The organism is Saccharopolyspora sp. NPDC049426 (assembly GCF_040676935.1).
Lineage (GTDB): Bacteria > Actinomycetota > Actinomycetes > Mycobacteriales > Pseudonocardiaceae > Saccharopolyspora.
Map to the genome: position 1 here is coordinate 26,616 of NZ_JBFAPZ010000013.1, position 14,135 is coordinate 40,750.

General features: G+C 70.4%; 13 protein-coding genes. 4 read left to right on the forward strand and 9 right to left on the reverse strand.

The window, feature by feature from the left end; translation table 11 throughout:
* Positions 1-43: 43 nt before the first annotated feature.
* Both AB0J78_RS25775 and AB0J78_RS25780 read right to left on the reverse strand, forming a co-directional pair.
* Positions 44-688, reverse strand: a complete 645-nt coding sequence (locus AB0J78_RS25775) for a hypothetical protein (protein ID WP_363793284.1) — start codon at positions 686-688, stop codon at positions 44-46.
* A 58-nt stretch (positions 689-746) separates the two neighbouring features.
* Positions 747-1,298, reverse strand: a complete 552-nt coding sequence (locus AB0J78_RS25780; protein WP_363793286.1) for a DUF4334 domain-containing protein — start codon at positions 1,296-1,298, stop codon at positions 747-749.
* A gap of 263 nt (positions 1,299-1,561) precedes the next feature.
* On the opposite strand from AB0J78_RS25780, the gene AB0J78_RS25785 reads away from it, so the two are divergent.
* The 3 genes from AB0J78_RS25785 (at position 1,562) to AB0J78_RS25795 (ending at position 5,077) form a co-directional block, all read left to right on the forward strand.
* On the forward strand, positions 1,562-3,223 hold the full coding sequence (locus AB0J78_RS25785) for a DNA repair helicase XPB (protein WP_363793288.1): 1,662 nt from the start codon (positions 1,562-1,564) through the stop codon (positions 3,221-3,223).
* A gap of 120 nt (positions 3,224-3,343) precedes the next feature.
* A complete protein-coding gene (locus tag AB0J78_RS25790; RefSeq protein ID WP_363793290.1) occupies positions 3,344-3,937 on the forward strand; it encodes a suppressor of fused domain protein in 594 nt (197 codons plus the stop codon).
* 159 nt (positions 3,938-4,096) lie between these two features.
* Positions 4,097-5,077: an o-succinylbenzoate synthase gene (locus tag AB0J78_RS25795; protein WP_363793292.1), complete on the forward strand. Its 981-nt coding sequence runs from the start codon at positions 4,097-4,099 to the stop codon at positions 5,075-5,077.
* Positions 5,078-5,106: 29 nt separating this feature from the next.
* Here AB0J78_RS25795 and AB0J78_RS25800 read toward each other — a convergent pair whose 3' ends face one another.
* From AB0J78_RS25800 to AB0J78_RS25830, 7 genes are all read right to left on the reverse strand, one after another.
* The gene (locus AB0J78_RS25800; RefSeq protein ID WP_363793294.1) at positions 5,107-5,901 is read right to left on the reverse strand and encodes an SRPBCC family protein; all 795 of its coding nucleotides are present in this window, start codon (positions 5,899-5,901) and stop codon (positions 5,107-5,109) included.
* A 214-nt stretch (positions 5,902-6,115) separates the two neighbouring features.
* Positions 6,116-6,970 (reverse strand): xanthine dehydrogenase family protein subunit M, encoded by an 855-nt coding sequence (locus tag AB0J78_RS25805; RefSeq protein WP_363793296.1) that lies wholly within the window; start codon positions 6,968-6,970, stop codon positions 6,116-6,118.
* Complete coding sequence (locus AB0J78_RS25810) at positions 6,967-9,399, reverse strand: xanthine dehydrogenase family protein molybdopterin-binding subunit (protein ID WP_363793298.1); 2,433 nt, start codon at positions 9,397-9,399, stop codon at positions 6,967-6,969. The genes AB0J78_RS25805 and AB0J78_RS25810 overlap by 4 nt, the downstream gene beginning before the upstream one ends.
* Positions 9,396-9,962 (reverse strand): (2Fe-2S)-binding protein, encoded by a 567-nt coding sequence (locus AB0J78_RS25815; protein ID WP_363793300.1) that lies wholly within the window; start codon positions 9,960-9,962, stop codon positions 9,396-9,398. Before AB0J78_RS25815 ends, AB0J78_RS25810 begins: the two co-directional genes overlap by 4 nt.
* Before the next feature lie 111 nt (positions 9,963-10,073).
* Positions 10,074-11,189: an XdhC/CoxI family protein gene (locus tag AB0J78_RS25820; protein ID WP_363793302.1), complete on the reverse strand. Its 1,116-nt coding sequence runs from the start codon at positions 11,187-11,189 to the stop codon at positions 10,074-10,076.
* 57 nt (positions 11,190-11,246) lie between these two features.
* Positions 11,247-12,395, reverse strand: coding sequence for a VWA domain-containing protein (locus AB0J78_RS25825; RefSeq protein ID WP_363793305.1), 1,149 nt, complete (start codon positions 12,393-12,395; stop codon positions 11,247-11,249).
* Positions 12,396-12,573: 178 nt separating this feature from the next.
* Complete coding sequence (locus AB0J78_RS25830) at positions 12,574-13,437, reverse strand: MoxR family ATPase (RefSeq protein WP_363793560.1); 864 nt, start codon at positions 13,435-13,437, stop codon at positions 12,574-12,576.
* Between the two features lie 86 nt (positions 13,438-13,523).
* Between AB0J78_RS25830 and AB0J78_RS25835 the strand changes: the two genes are divergently transcribed.
* Positions 13,524-14,090, forward strand: a complete 567-nt coding sequence (locus tag AB0J78_RS25835) for a suppressor of fused domain protein (RefSeq protein ID WP_363793307.1) — start codon at positions 13,524-13,526, stop codon at positions 14,088-14,090.
* Positions 14,091-14,135 lie beyond the last annotated feature (45 nt).

Genomic DNA, 14,135 nt, shown 5'->3' on the forward strand with positions numbered 1-14,135 from the left:
GTGCTCCATCACAGCAGACCGGCTTCGTTAGCGGTAGTAAACGTCAGATGTCCCGAACGTCCCCGAAGCACACGGTCTTGCGGGTGAAGACGTAGTAGCCCTCGTTCTCCCCGCACGCGGACTCCGGGTCCTGCCCACCGACCACCCTGGTGACCTGGTCCTCAGACCGGGAGCACTCGATCTTCAACGGCAGGACGCCCTCGTCCTCCTGGAAGGGCGTCAGGCAGTCGCCCACCTTGACGTCGAGGACGACGCAGTAGGCGGTGCCCTCGGCGTAGTTGACGTAGTCGTCGCCGCACTCGGCGCGTTGGCGATTCTGGACCTCGACGACCTCGTAGTCGGACTCGGCCGAACCGCAGTCGGCCGGGGCCATCGGGCCACCGCGCTCGTCGAGCAGCTCCATGCAGTCGCCGGCCTCGATCCGGTTGCCGGCGATCACCGCCAGCGAGATCCCGACGATGCCCCCGGTCAGCAGCAGCACGCCGCCGACGACGAGCCCGACGATGAGACCGGTGCGCTTCTTCTTCGGCGGCGGAGGCGGCTGCTGGTTGCCGGCGACCTGGCGCCAGAAGGCGTCGGAACCCTGTTGCGGGAACGGGTAGCCCTGCTGCGTGGGCTGACCGGGCCAGCCCCCCGGATACGGCCCGGACTGCGCACCGTGAGGATCCGGTTGCGGTGGGTAGGTCACAAGTCCTCCGTGGTCGAGTTCGCCACCAGCAATCTACCCAGCCAGGGAAAACGTGTTCCTACGCGGCATCGCGGCGCAGCACGAACATGAACGGCTCGTCCATGCCGCGCAGGTCCATCGCGCACAGCAGCGTGTCCTCGTCGACCTTGCGGAACGGGTCGTGGATCGGCAGCGCGTCGTAGACCATCGCGGCGGAGGACACGCCCCGGTACTCGACCATCCGCAGCCGCGCGCGGGGTTCGGCCGTGGTCATCAGCGGCATCAAGACTCGGAACAGCGTCGCCACGACGGGGTTGTTGAGCCTGCCGGCGATGCCGAGCAGCAGCCCGACCGGCATGAACGCCGGGTTGATGCTCACCACGCGTCCTCCGCTCGCGGCGAACAGCAGCGGGTGGGCGTCGTCCGCTCCCCCGAAGCGCTTGCCGTACCAGCCGAACCGCTCAAGCAGCCCGTCGAACGGGTTCCCGGTGTCGATCCCGTTGCCCCGCCAGGTGCCCACCAGCTCCTCGACCCGCACCGGGGGCAGCGAGTCGAACAGTTCCAGCACGTCCTCCAGGCGAGCCCCGGGCTCCAACTCCCGCAGCCGCTCCCGCGCGTTCTCCGCAGCCATGTCACTCCTCGCACCCGAACGAGATCGACGGAACGCTCCCACCAACCCCCACAATCCCCCGATCGCCGGGCGACGCACCTCCCGGTGGACGACGCGGGCGCGGGCTCGCGGGCGATTTGAGTCACTTCGCGCCGCTGCTGGGACTGGACCCGGCGAGGGCGGTGTTGCCCGAGTGGAATACTGGGCCGGGAGTCCGTCCGGTGGCTGCCGACAGTGCTGATCACCTGCGGAAACTCCACCCGATCCCCGAGGGAGCGCTCACCTTGACCGACGGACCTCTGATCGTCCAGTCCGACAAGACGTTGCTGCTCGAAGTCGATCACGACCTCGCCGACGACGCGCGCACCGCCATCGCACCCTTCGCCGAGCTGGAGCGCGCGCCGGAGCACGTGCACACCTACCGGATCACGCCGCTCGCGCTGTGGAACGCGCGCGCCGCCGGGCACGACGCCGAGCAGGTCGTCGACGGACTGGTCCGCTTCTCCCGCTACCCCGTGCCGCAGCCGCTGCTGGTCGACATCGTCGAGACCATGGGCCGCTTCGGTCGCTTGCAGCTGACCAACGACCCCGCGCACGGCCTCGTGCTGGTCTCCGTGGACCGCGCCGTGCTCGAAGAGGTCCTGCGCAACAAGAAGATCGCCCCGATGTTCGGCGCCCGCCTCGACGACGACACCGTCGTCGTGCACCCCAGCGAGCGCGGACGTCTCAAGCAGATGCTGCTCAAGGTCGGCTGGCCCGCCGAAGACCTCGCCGGCTACGTCGACGGCGAAGCGCACCCCATCGAGCTGGAGCAGGACGGCTGGAACCTGCGCGACTACCAGCGCCAGGCCGTGCAGTCGTTCTGGGCCGGCGGCTCGGGCGTCGTCGTGCTGCCCTGCGGCGCAGGCAAGACGCTGGTCGGCGCGGCGGCCATGGCCGAGGCGGCGGCGACCACGTTGATCCTGGTCACCAACACCGTCGCCGGCCGCCAGTGGAAGCGCGAGCTGATCGAGCGGACCTCGCTGACCGAGGAGGAGATCGGCGAGTACTCCGGCGAGAAGAAGGAGATCCGGCCGGTCACCATCGCGACCTACCAGGTGATCACCCGCCGCTCCAAGGGCGAGTACAAGCACCTGGAGCTCTTCGACTCCCGCGACTGGGGCCTGGTCGTCTACGACGAGGTGCACCTGCTGCCCGCCCCGGTGTTCCGGATGACCGCCGACCTGCAGTCCCGGCGCCGGCTCGGCCTGACCGCCACCCTCGTCCGCGAGGACGGCCGGGAAGGCGACGTGTTCTCGCTGATCGGCCCCAAGCGCTACGACGCCCCGTGGAAGGACATCGAGGCCCAGGGCTGGATCGCACCCGCGGAGTGCGTCGAGGTGCGGGTGACGCTGACCGACAACGAACGCCTGCAGTACGCCACCTCCGAAGCCGAGGAGCGCTACAAGCTCTGCGCGACCGCGCGCACCAAGGCCCCGGTGGTCAAGGCGATCCTCGACCAGCACCCGGACGAGCCCGCCCTGGTCATCGGCGCCTACCTGGACCAGTTGCACGAGCTCGGCGAGGCGCTGGAGGCGCCGATCATCGAGGGCTCGACGAAGAACAAGGAGCGCGAGGAGCTCTTCGACGCGTTCCGTCGCGGCGAGATCAGCCGGCTCGTGGTGTCCAAGGTCGCCAACTTCTCGATCGACCTGCCCGAGGCCTCGGTCGCCGTGCAGGTGTCGGGCACCTTCGGATCCCGGCAGGAGGAGGCGCAGCGGCTCGGCCGACTGCTGCGACCCAAGGCCGAGCGCAAGCAGGCGCACTTCTACTCGGTCGTCTCGCGCGACACCTTGGACACCGACTACGCCGCGCACAGGCAGCGGTTCCTCGCCGAACAGGGTTACGCCTACCGGATCGTGGACGCCGATGACCTGCTCGGCCCGGCAATCCCGGACGCGGGGTGACGGAAACTCCGGGTGAGCCCCGGATAGCTGTCACCCAAAGGGGGCCCGCGTTCGGCTGCTTTGCAGCTACCGTTGCGATGAACGAACGCAGCGTCTGAGCTGCAAGACACTGGAGATCGGATGGAAACCGAGCACGAACGGCCGGCGATGGGCGGTGCGCACCGCTTCGTCGGCCTAGCGGAGAACCTGGAACGCTACGCCGGCGCCCCCACGGGAGCCGAGCCGCCGAACGTGAACGGCACCAACCGCGGCTACGGTCTGGTGTTCTTCCACCTCGAGGAACTCCATCTGACGACGGTGATCAGCAGCGGCCTGCGGTTCCAGCCGCTGGGCGTCCACCCCGCCCAGGAGCTGGCCTGCACGGTCTACCGGGAGCAGGCCGAAGCCGCCCGACACCTGGTCGACCTCACCTCGGAACTGCTGGTGCAGAACCGCACCTTCCTGGTTCCCGACCAGATAGTGCCGAACGAGAAGCCGCTGCTGCCGGGAACCGAGTTCCACGGCGTCCTGGCCAGCGGACATCCGATCTTCCCGTCGGAGTTCACCCGCTTCACCGACCCGGAGGGCACCGAGCAGCTCCAGGTCTTCACCCTCCTCCCGGTCACGCTGGGCGAGCTCAACTACATCCTCGACCACGGCGTCACCGCCCTGCGCCAGCAGTGGGCACGCTTCGAGGTCGACGTCTTCGACCTCGGCCGCCCCAGCGTCGCGTAACCCCCGTCCGAGGCCGTCCGATCACGGACATCACCTCGTCAACCCGATTTCAGTGGAAGTCTGGAACCGGATTTCAATGGAAATCGGGGGCGGACTTCCACTGAATTCCGGCTGCACCTCGGGGGCGCGGTGGTGGGTTCGGGCTGAAAGGATTGGGTCATGGCGAGCTTCGATCCAGCGGAACTGGACGCCGTGCGGGTGTACGCGTTGCCGATGCGGAACCGGTTTCGCGGGATCACCGTGCGGCGCGGGGTGCTCATGTCGGGACCTGCCGGGTGGGGCGAGTTCTGCCCGTTCGAGGACTACGACGACGCCAGCGCGGTTCCGTGGTTGAAGGCGGCGTTCGAGGCGTGCGGTGAGCACTGGCCGCAGCCGGTCAGGGACCGGATCCCCGTCAACTGCACCGTCCCCGCCGTGTCCGCCGAGAAGGCCGCGCAGATCGTGGCGCGCTCCGGGTGCCGGACCGCGAAGGTCAAGATCGCCGATCCCGGCCAGGCCGCCTCCGAAGACCTGGAGCGGGTCGCCGCCGTCCGGGACGCGCTCGGGCCCGACGGCGCGATCCGGGTCGACGCCAACGCGGCGTGGGACGTCGACACCGCGGTCAGCCGCATCCGCGAGCTCGACGCCGCCGCCCAAGGCCTGGAGTACGCCGAGCAGCCGTGCCCGAGCATCGAGGAGCTCGCCGCCGTGCGCCGCAAGGTCGACGTGCGCATCGCCGCCGACGAGAGCATCCGCCGCGCCGAGGACCCGATGCGCGTGGCCGTGGCCGGAGCGGCCGACGTGGCGATCATCAAGGCCACGCCGCTGGGCGGAGTCCGCCGAGCGCTGCAGGTCGCCGAGGCGTGCGGTCTGCCGTGCGTGGTCTCCTCGGCGGTGGAGACCAGCGTGGGCCTGTCGGCGCAGCTGGCGCTGGCCGGCGCGCTGCCCGAGCTGCCGTTCGCGTGCGGGCTGGGCACCATGGCGCTGCTCGACGGCGACGTGGTCGCCGATTCGCTGCTGCCCGAGCAGGGGTTCCTGCCGGTGCTGTCGAAGCCCCCGGAGCCCGACCCGGCGCTGGTCGCGGCCGCCACTCCCCCTGCCGACGTGCAGCGGTGGTGGCTCGACCGGCTCGGCCGGGTCGGAGCGCTCCTGCGGGACTGAGGATCGAGCCCCGCACCTGGGGGAAGTGCTTACGAGGCGCGCTTGCGGGCGCGGCGCTTCTTGAAGCGGCGCAGCACGATGAACGCCACCAGCAGACCGATCACCGCCGGGGCGGCCCGCTTGAGGACCGGTGCGCCCGCGGTGCCCAGCAGGTCGATGGCCTCGTCGTTGGCGGCCGGCTCGGCGATGGTGGTCGAGCTCGGCGAGTCGGCGCTGGCCGGGGTGACCCGCCAGCTGGTGTCCTTGCGGGCCGAACCGACCGCGGCGCCCGCGGCCGCCGACCCCGCTGCCGCGGCGGCACCGTTGCCGTTGGCGCCACCCGCGGTCTCCGTGCTCTGCGGCCCGGCCGACGCCTTCTCCTGCGCGGCCGGGACCTCCTGCTCGGACTCCAGCTTCTTGGCGAGGTTGTCGGCGAACTGGTTCAGGATCTTGCCGCCCACCTCGGAGATCAGGCCGCGACCCAGCTGAGCGGGCTTGCCGGTGACCTTCAGGTCGGTGTCGACCGTGCCGGAGGTGGTGCTGCCCTCGTCGGTCAGCGTGACCACCACCGTCGCGGCGGCGGTGCCGCTGCCGCGCGAGTCCTTGCCGCTGGCGTCGATGACCAGCCGCCGGTTCTTCTCGTCGATGTCCTTGAAGACACCGGTTCCCTTGTACAGCAGCGTCACCGGTCCGAGCTTGACCTTCACCGAACCGGCGAACTCGTTGCCCTCGGCCTTGGTGAGCGTGGCGCCGGGCATGCACGGAGCGACCCGTTCGGGGTCGGTCATCGCCTTCCACGCCGCATCGATCGGCACCGGAACGCTGAACGTGTGCTGCATTTCCACTGGAAGGTCCTCCTGATTGACCGTGCTCGGCTCAGGCGCAGAGCCATCGTTTCAGTCTGAAGCTATATCGCAGTCCACCCACCAGCCTCCCAGGCCGGACGGCGTGCCGATAGCCCGATCGGCTCAGCGGGAAGGACCACCCGCCCACAACAACGATTCGGGTCTGGCGGCAATTCCGCGGAACGCCGCCAGACCCGACCTTCGCCGGAGCGGATCAGCCGCCTGCCGCCGCCAGCACCGCACGTCCGGTCAGGACTTCGGCGAGGTGTTCCCGGTAGTCGGCATCAGCGCTGGAATCACCTGTCGCGCTGGTGCCTTCGGTCGCGTGCCGGGCGGCCGCGCGGACCGCCTCGGCCGTGGCCTGCTGGCCGACCAGCGCCTGCTCCACACCCATCGCGCGGATGGGGGTGGCGCCCATGTTGGTCAGCGCGATGCGCGCTTCGGCGATGGCACCGCCGGAAACCCGCACCGCTGCGGCGACTCCGACGATCGACCACGCCTGGGCGACGCGGTTGAACTTCTCGTAGTGCGCGTTCCAGCCGGTCCACTTCGGCATCCGCACCTCGACCAGCAGGTCGGTGGGTTCCAGCGCGGTGGTGAAGTAGTCGACGAAGAACTCCGACGCCGGGACGGTGCGCCGGCCCGAGGGACCGGCGATGACCATCTCCGCGTCCAGCGCGAGCGCCGGAGCCGGCAGGTCACCGGCCGGGTCGGCGTGCGCCAGCGAACCACCGAAGGTGCCCCGGTGGCGCACCTGCGGGTCGGCGACGGTGCGGGTGGCCAGCGTGATCAGCTCGGCGTGCTGCTGGATCAGCGGGTCCCGCTGCACCTCGTAGTGGGTGGTCATGGCGCCGACGACGAGCTTGTCGCCGTCCTCGCGGACGCCCCGCATCTCCGGGATGCGACCGACGTCGACGATCGTGCTCGGATCGGCCATCCGCATCCGCAGCACGGGCAGCAGGCTCTGCCCACCGCCGAGCACCTTGGCGTCCTCGCCCGCCGCCGCCAGCGCGGCGACGGCCTCGTCCACGGTCGAGGGCGCGACGTATTCGAACTGGGCCGGGATCACCGCGTACCTCCATGGGGGTTCATCGAGCCGAGTCCGCCGCCGGCCTCCGGCGCCGTCTTCCCGGACGCGCGAGCGCCGGTCACCGCCCGCCACACGCGCTGCGGCGAGCAGGGCATCTCGACGTCGTTGACGCCCATCGGCCGCAGCGCGTCGACGACCGCGTTCACCACCGCGGGCGTGGAGGCGATCGTTCCCGCCTCCCCCACGCCCTTGACGCCCAGGGCGTTCGAGGTCGCGCGGGTCTCGGTTCGGTCGGTGGTGAACTCCGGCAGGTCGGCCGCCGAGGGCACCAGGTAGTCGGCCAGCGTGCCCGTGGTGAGCGTGCCGCCCTCGTCGTAGACGGCCTCCTCGTAGAGCGCCTGCGCGATGCCCTGGGCGAGACCGCCGTGCACCTGGCCCTCCACGATCAGCGGGTTGATCACCGATCCGATGTCGTCCACGCACACGTACTTGCGGATCTTCACGTGCCCGGTCTCGGTGTCCACCTCGGTCGCGCAGAGGTGGGTGCCGTGCGGGAACGAGAAGTTCTCCGGGTCGAACGTCGCGTCGGAGTCCAGGTTCGGCTCCACCCCGTCGGGCAGGTCGTGCGCGGCGAACACCGCGAGCGCGACCTCGCCCATCCCCACGCCCCGATCGGTGCCGCGCACGCCGAACCTGCCCGAGGAGAACTCCAGGTCCTCCTCGGCGCATTCGAGCATGTGCGCGGCGATCGGCCGGGCCTTGTCGATGACCTTGTCGGCGGCGGCGACCACGGCCATGCCGCCCACGGTCAAGGAGCGGGAGCCGTAGGTGTCCATGCCGCGCGGCGAGACCTGGGTGTCGCCGTGCAGCACCTCGACGTCGTCGAAGGCAACGCCGAGCCGGTCGGCCACGATCTGGCTCCACGCCGTCTCGTGCCCCTGACCGTGCGGGGAGGAACCCGTGACGACCTCGACCTTGCCGGTGGGCAGCATCCGGATCGCCGCGTGCTCCCAGCCGCCCGCGCCGTAGGACAGCGACCCCAGCACCCGCGAGGGCGCCAGCCCGCACATCTCGGTGAAGGTGGAGATGCCGATGCCCAGCTGGACCGGGTCGTTCTCGCGACGGCGCCGCTCCTGCTCCTCGCGCAGCGAGGTGTAGCCGAACAGCTCCATCGCCTTGTCGGTGGCGGCCTCGTAGTTGCCCGAGTCGTAGGTCAGACCCGCGACCGTGTCGTACGGGAACTCCTCGTGGGCGATCCAGTTCTTGCGCCGCACCTCCATGGGTTCCATGCCCAGTTCGGCGGCCAGCTCGTCCATCATCCGCTCGATGCCGAAGGTGGCCTCCGGTCGCCCGGCGCCGCGGTAGGCATCGGTCGGCGTCTTGTTGGTGAACACGTTGGTGCAGCTGAAGTGGTACGCCGGGATCTTGTAGATCGAGTTGAACATCAGAGCGCCCAGGATCGGCACGCCCGGTGTGACCAGCCGCAGGTAGGCGCCCATGTCGGCGAGCAGTTCGACCTTGAGCCCGGTGATCCGGCCGTCGCGGGTCGCCGCCATCGACAGCTTTTGGATCTGGTCCCGGCCGTGGTGCGCCGAGACCATGGTCTCCGAGCGGGTCTCGGTCCACTTCACCGGACGGCCGAGCCGCTGCGCCATCAGGAACGCGAGGACCTCCTCCGGCGTGACCTGGAGCTTCCCGCCGAAACCGCCGCCGACGTCGGGTGCGATGACCCGGATCTTGCTCTCGGCGACGCCCAGCGTCATGGCCAGCATGACCCGCAGGATGTGCGGGACCTGGGTGGCCGACCAGACGGTGATCTGCTCACCGGTCGGGTCGACGACGACCGAGCGCGGCTCCATGAACGCCGGGATCAGCCGCTGCTGGCGGAAGGTTCGCTCGACGAGCACCTCCGCGCCGGACAGGGCCTGCTCGACGTCGCCGCCGGTCCCGGCCTCGGCCGAGTCGAAGGTCCACACGGCGTTGGTGTTGGTGCCCAGGTCCTGGTGGACCAGCGGCGATCCCGATTCGATCGCCGAGGGCATGTCCAGCACGACCGGCAGGTCCTCGTAGTCGACGTCGATGGCGTCCATCGCGTCGCGCGCCTCGGCGGCCGAGCGGGCGGCAACCATCGCCACCGCTTCACCCGCGAAGCGCACCTCCTCGACGGCCATCGCCGGGGCCGCCGGGGCCTTCATGTCCTCGGTGATCGGCCACGCGCAGGGCAGGCTGCCCTGGACGTCGGCGATGTCGCGGCCGGTGACGACCGCGACCACGCCGGGAGATTCCTTGGCCGCCTCGGTGTCGATCGCGGTGATCTTGGCGTGCGCCATCGGTGAGCGCAGGATCGCCAGGTGCAGCGTTCCGCTGGGAGCGAGGTTGTCGGTCCAGCGCGTGCGGCCGGTGATCAGCCGCGCGTCCTCCTTGCGCTTGCGGGAACGCCCGAGTTCCGGCTCTGCCACAGCGGTCATGACTGGCGACCTCCCGTGGCCTCGGCGCCGGTCCGCTCGTCGGCGGGCTTGCGCTGCATGGGCGTGTCATCGGTGTGCTCGGCCGCGGGCCCTGCGCCGGGTTCCATGCGCTGGGCGGCGTCGCGCACCGCTCGGACGATGTTCTGGTAGCCCGTGCAGCGGCAGAGGTTGCCCTCCATGCCTTCGCGGACCGCCTGGTCGTCGGGTTCGGGGTCCTCGGCCAGCAGGTCCAGCGCCTGCATGATCATGCCGGGGGTGCAGTACCCGCACTGCAACGCGTGGTTGTCGTGGAAGGCCTCCTGCAGCGGGTGCAGCTTGCCGTCCTGGGCCAGTCCTTCGATGGTGGTCACGTCGTGGCCATCGGCCTGGACCGCCAGGACGGAACACGACTTCACGCTGTGCCCGTCCATGTGGACGGTGCAGGCACCGCAGTTGCTGGTGTCGCAGCCGACTACGGTGCCGACCTTGCCGAGCCGCTCGCGCAGGTACTGCACGAGCAGCGTTCTAGGTTCCACTTCATCGGTGTACTTGGTGCCGTCTACGTTGACGGTGATGCGGGACATGGAACGGCCTCCTCGCCAGGAGCGCGGACGTTCGGGAACACGACTATCCGCCGAGTGACGGATGTCACTCCGCTAGAGGGTCCTACGCCGTTCCGGCGAGAGCAAGCGGGCTCAGTCGTGGTGGATCGGACCCTCCACGTCCGAGAGCCTCACACCGCGGCCGCCCCAGCGCAGCGCGATCAGCTCCGCGGCGATGGAGACAGCGGTCTCCTCCGGGGTCCTGGCGCCCAGGTCGAGACCGATCGGCGAGGACACGCGGGAGAGCTCCTCCTCGGTGACGCCCTCCTCGCGCAGCCGCGTCAAGCGGTTCTCGTGCGTGCGGCGCGACCCCATCGCTCCGATGTAGCCGACGTCCATGCGCAGGGCTTCCTTGAGCACCGGCACGTCGAACTTCGGGTCGTGGGTGAGCACCATGACCGCCGTGCGCTCGTCGAGGCGCCCCTCCTCCGCTTCCTGGGCGAGGTAGCGGTGCGGCCAGTCCACGACGACGTCGTCGACCCCCGGGAACCGGCTGTTGGTGGCGAACACCGGGCGCGCATCGCACACCGTCACCCGGTAGCCGAGAAAAGCACCCATCCGGGCCATCGCGGCGGCGAAGTCGATCGCGCCGAAGACGAGCATGCGCGGCGGCGGCTCGAACGAGTTGACGAACACCCGCATGCCCTCGCCGCGGCGCTGCCCCTCCGGGCCGTACTCGATGACGCCGCTGCGACCGCTGGCCAGCATGCCGCGCACGTCGTCGATCACCGCGTCGTCCACCCGCGACGCGCCGAGCGTGCCGCGCACCCGCTCGCGCCAGATCAGCAGGTGGGTGCCGACCTTGGCCTGCTCGGGGTGCTCGATGACGGTCGCGACCGCCACCGGCTCCTCCGCGCGCACCGAGGCGGCGACCTCGTCGAGGTCCGGGAAGGTCTCGCGGTCGATCCGCTCGACGAAGATGTCGAGGATCCCACCGCAGGTCAGGCCCACCGCGAAGGCGTCGTCGTCGCTGACGCCGTACCGGCGCAGCACCGGCTCCGAGCCCTGCAGGACCGTGGAGCCCTCCTCGTAGACCGCGCCTTCGACGCAGCCGCCGGAGACGCTGCCCACGGCCTCGCCTTCCTGCGTGACCAGCATCGACGCACCCGGCGGGCGGGGGGCGGAGCGGAACGTGGCCACCACGGTGCCCAGCCCGACGGACTCGCCGGCCTCCCAGCGCTTGGTCAAGTCATCCAACACGTCACGCACGGTGCACCTACCTCCACGGGCCGTCCTGGCCCCTCCAAGCATCCACCCGGGCCGGTGTCAGGCGAAACCGACCGGCACGCCGGGGAGCTGCTCCCCGGACTGGGAAAGTCTGCGAACCCATGACCAGATGTCTTCCAGCGACCTCAGACTGTGACCGGCCACCATCCGGTCAACGTGCGGGAGGGCCGCCACAATTCCGGATTGCACGGGTTGATATCCGTCGTGGCCCGCGTGCGGGTTCGCCCAGATCACGCCGCGTGCCAATCTGTGCAGCCGGCACATCTGCTCGGCCAGGTCGGTGGCGTCGCCGCGCTCCCAGCCGTCGGAGAAGAGCACCACGACGGAGCCGCGCGCCATGCCGCGCTGACCCCACCTGTCCAAGAACACCCGGAGAGTGTCGCCCAGTCGTGTGCCGCCGGAGAAGTCGGGGACCGCACGAGAAGCCGCCTGCAACGCGGATTCCGGATCGCGCTGGCGCAACTGCCTGCTCACGCGGGTCATCCGGGTGCCGAGCGTGAAGACCTCCGTGCTCGCCGGAGCCCGGCGGACCACGACGTGCGCGAAGCGCAGCAGCGCGTCCGAGTACGGGCTCATCGAACCGGAGACGTCGATGAGCAGCACGACGCGACGAGCACGCCGCGAGCGGTGCTGCCGGGGCAGGCGCACCGGCTCGCCCCCGGACCGCAGCATCGCGCGCAGCGTGGCGCGCGGGCTCAGCGCTCCGCGCTTGCCCGGCTCGCGCCGCAACGCCGGGCGCGTCGGAGGTTCGGGGCGCAGCACCGCCAGCATCCGGCGGAGGTGGTCGCGTTCGGCAGCGCTGAGCTCGGTGACATCGCGGTTGCGCAGCACCTCCGCGTCGCTGGCGGCCGCCGCGAGGGGATCATCGGACTCCCCCTCGCCCTCTCCGTCGGACGTCTCGGCGGTCAGCGCCGCGATCTTCGCGGGGCGCGACACCGGCTTCCCGGGCTGTTCCACCTGCATCGGCTCCGCGCTGAACCAGGTCTCGAACGCGGCGTCGTAGCGCGCGACGTCATCGGGCTCGGAACACAAGGTCAACCGCCCGGCCCAGTACACGCCCTCCCGCTCGTCGAGCCCGACCTGCTCCACCGCGGCCAGGAAGCTCTGCACCCGATTCGGCCCCACGGCCATCCCCGAGTGCCGCAGAGCCCGCGCGAACCCCACCAGCCCGGTCACGGTCTCCACCATCACCACACCTCCCAACGCAGGTCACCACCCCTCCCCCCGGATTTCAGCGGAAACCGGGTCCCCAACTTCCACTGAAACCGGGGACCCGACTTCCACTGAAACCGGGGACCCAAGTTCCACTGAAATCGGGGACGCGAGTTCCACTGAAGTCCGGTTTCCGAGTTCCATTGAAGTTCGGTCAGGGGGTGAGGATGCCTGCTGAGCGGACTCTTTCCGCGTCTTCTCGGTACTTGAGGACCGCGCCGAGGGTGGTGGCGGCCGTTTCCGTGTCCAGCGACGTGGCGCCCAGGGCCTGGAGGGCTTGGGTCCAGTCGAGGGCTTCGGCGACGCCCGGGGGCTTGAGGAGCTCCATCTGGCGCATGCGCTGGAGAGCCGCGGCGACCTGCTCCGCCAGGCGACCGTCGACGCCCGGCAGGCACCTGCGCAGGATGGCGACCTCTCGCTCCAGGCCCGGGTGCTCCAGCCAGTGGTAGAGGCAGCGGCGCTTGAGGGCGTCGTGGACCTCGCGGGTGCGGTTGGAGGTGAGGATGACGATCGGCGGCTCCTCGGCGCGGACCTCGCCGTACTCCGGGATGCTGACCGCGTACTCCGAGAGCACCTCCAGCAGGAACGCCTCGAACTCGTCGTCGGCGCGGTCGATCTCGTCGACCAGCAGCACGCACGGCGCCTCCTGCAAGGCGCGCAGCAGCGGCCTGGCCAGCAGGAATCGCGGGGTGTAGAGGGAGGACTCGGCCGCGTCGGCGTCGAGCTCACCTCGGGAGGCCGCTTCCAGGGTGCGCAGGTGCAGCAGCTGCCGCGGGAAGTCCCAGTCGTAGAGCGCCTGGGCCGCGTCGATGCCCTCGTGGCACTGCAGGCGGATCAGGTTCACGCCGAGCGCCGCCGCCAAGGCCTGCGCGAGCGCCGTCTTGCCGGTGCCCGGTTCACCTTCGGTCAGCAGCGGGCGACGCATCCGCATCGCCAGGAAGGCCGCGGTCGCGATCCCGTCGTCCGGCAGGTAACCGGTGTCGTCCAGCGCCGCCGCGACCTCGGCCGGTGATTTCATCTCGAGAGCGTCAGCCACCCCCCGAGCCTATTCGACCGGACGCATCCACCCCATAGGATGCGCGTCGGTCGAACTAGAGGTGGGGCATGAGCAGGTTCAAGGGGTTCCCAGCGCACGTGGAGAAGCACGTCGGACGCGTTCGGGGTGCCGACAGCCGGAGCGCCGGTGGGCGGGAGCGGGCCTACAACCTCGTCTACTGCGACCACGCCGACGGCACGCACGTGACCGTGCTGACCAGCGGGCTCCGCGAGCACACCGCCGGGGCACCGCTGCCGCAGGAGCTGCTGTGCACGCTGCGCCGGGACCAGGAGGTCTACGCCAAGCACCTGGTGGGCGTGGTCGCCGAGCTGCTCACCGAGTCGCAGGCGCGCGTCGGCTACGGCGCGCTGATCATGAACGACCGCATCCTGCTGCCGGACACCGCGATCGCGGGCGCGATGGCGGCACCGCACCCGTACCTGGGCGACGAGTTCGACGTCCTGCTCGACGAGAGCGTCCCCGTCCTGCAGCTGATCACGCTCGTCCCGATCACCCGCGCGGAGTCGCAGCTCGTGGCGCGCTTCGGCCGCGACGCGCTCTACGACAGGTGGGAGGCCCAGGAGACCGATCTGGTCGACATCTACCGGGACGACGCGGGCAGCGGGCAGTTCTAGTCCGAACCGACCGGGTTGATCATGGGCGGTTCGGACCAGGACTGA

Bases quoted from the DNA above. Each gene is read 5' to 3' on its own strand.
- AB0J78_RS25780 (WP_363793286.1), bottom strand. From the start codon at position 1,298: ATGGCTGCGGAGAACGCGCGGGAGCGGCTGCGGGAGTTGGAGCCCGGG.
- AB0J78_RS25790 (WP_363793290.1), top strand. From the start codon at position 3,344: ATGGAAACCGAGCACGAACGGCCGGCGATGGGCGGTGCGCACCGCTTC.
- AB0J78_RS25795 (WP_363793292.1), top strand. From the start codon at position 4,097: ATGGCGAGCTTCGATCCAGCGGAACTGGACGCCGTGCGGGTGTACGCG.
- AB0J78_RS25810 (WP_363793298.1), bottom strand. From the start codon at position 9,399: ATGACCGCTGTGGCAGAGCCGGAACTCGGGCGTTCCCGCAAGCGCAAG.
- AB0J78_RS25815 (WP_363793300.1), bottom strand. From the start codon at position 9,962: ATGTCCCGCATCACCGTCAACGTAGACGGCACCAAGTACACCGATGAA.
- AB0J78_RS25825 (WP_363793305.1), bottom strand. From the start codon at position 12,395: ATGGTGGAGACCGTGACCGGGCTGGTGGGGTTCGCGCGGGCTCTGCGG.
- AB0J78_RS25830 (WP_363793560.1), bottom strand. From the start codon at position 13,437: ATGAAATCACCGGCCGAGGTCGCGGCGGCGCTGGACGACACCGGTTAC.
- AB0J78_RS25835 (WP_363793307.1), top strand. From the start codon at position 13,524: ATGAGCAGGTTCAAGGGGTTCCCAGCGCACGTGGAGAAGCACGTCGGA.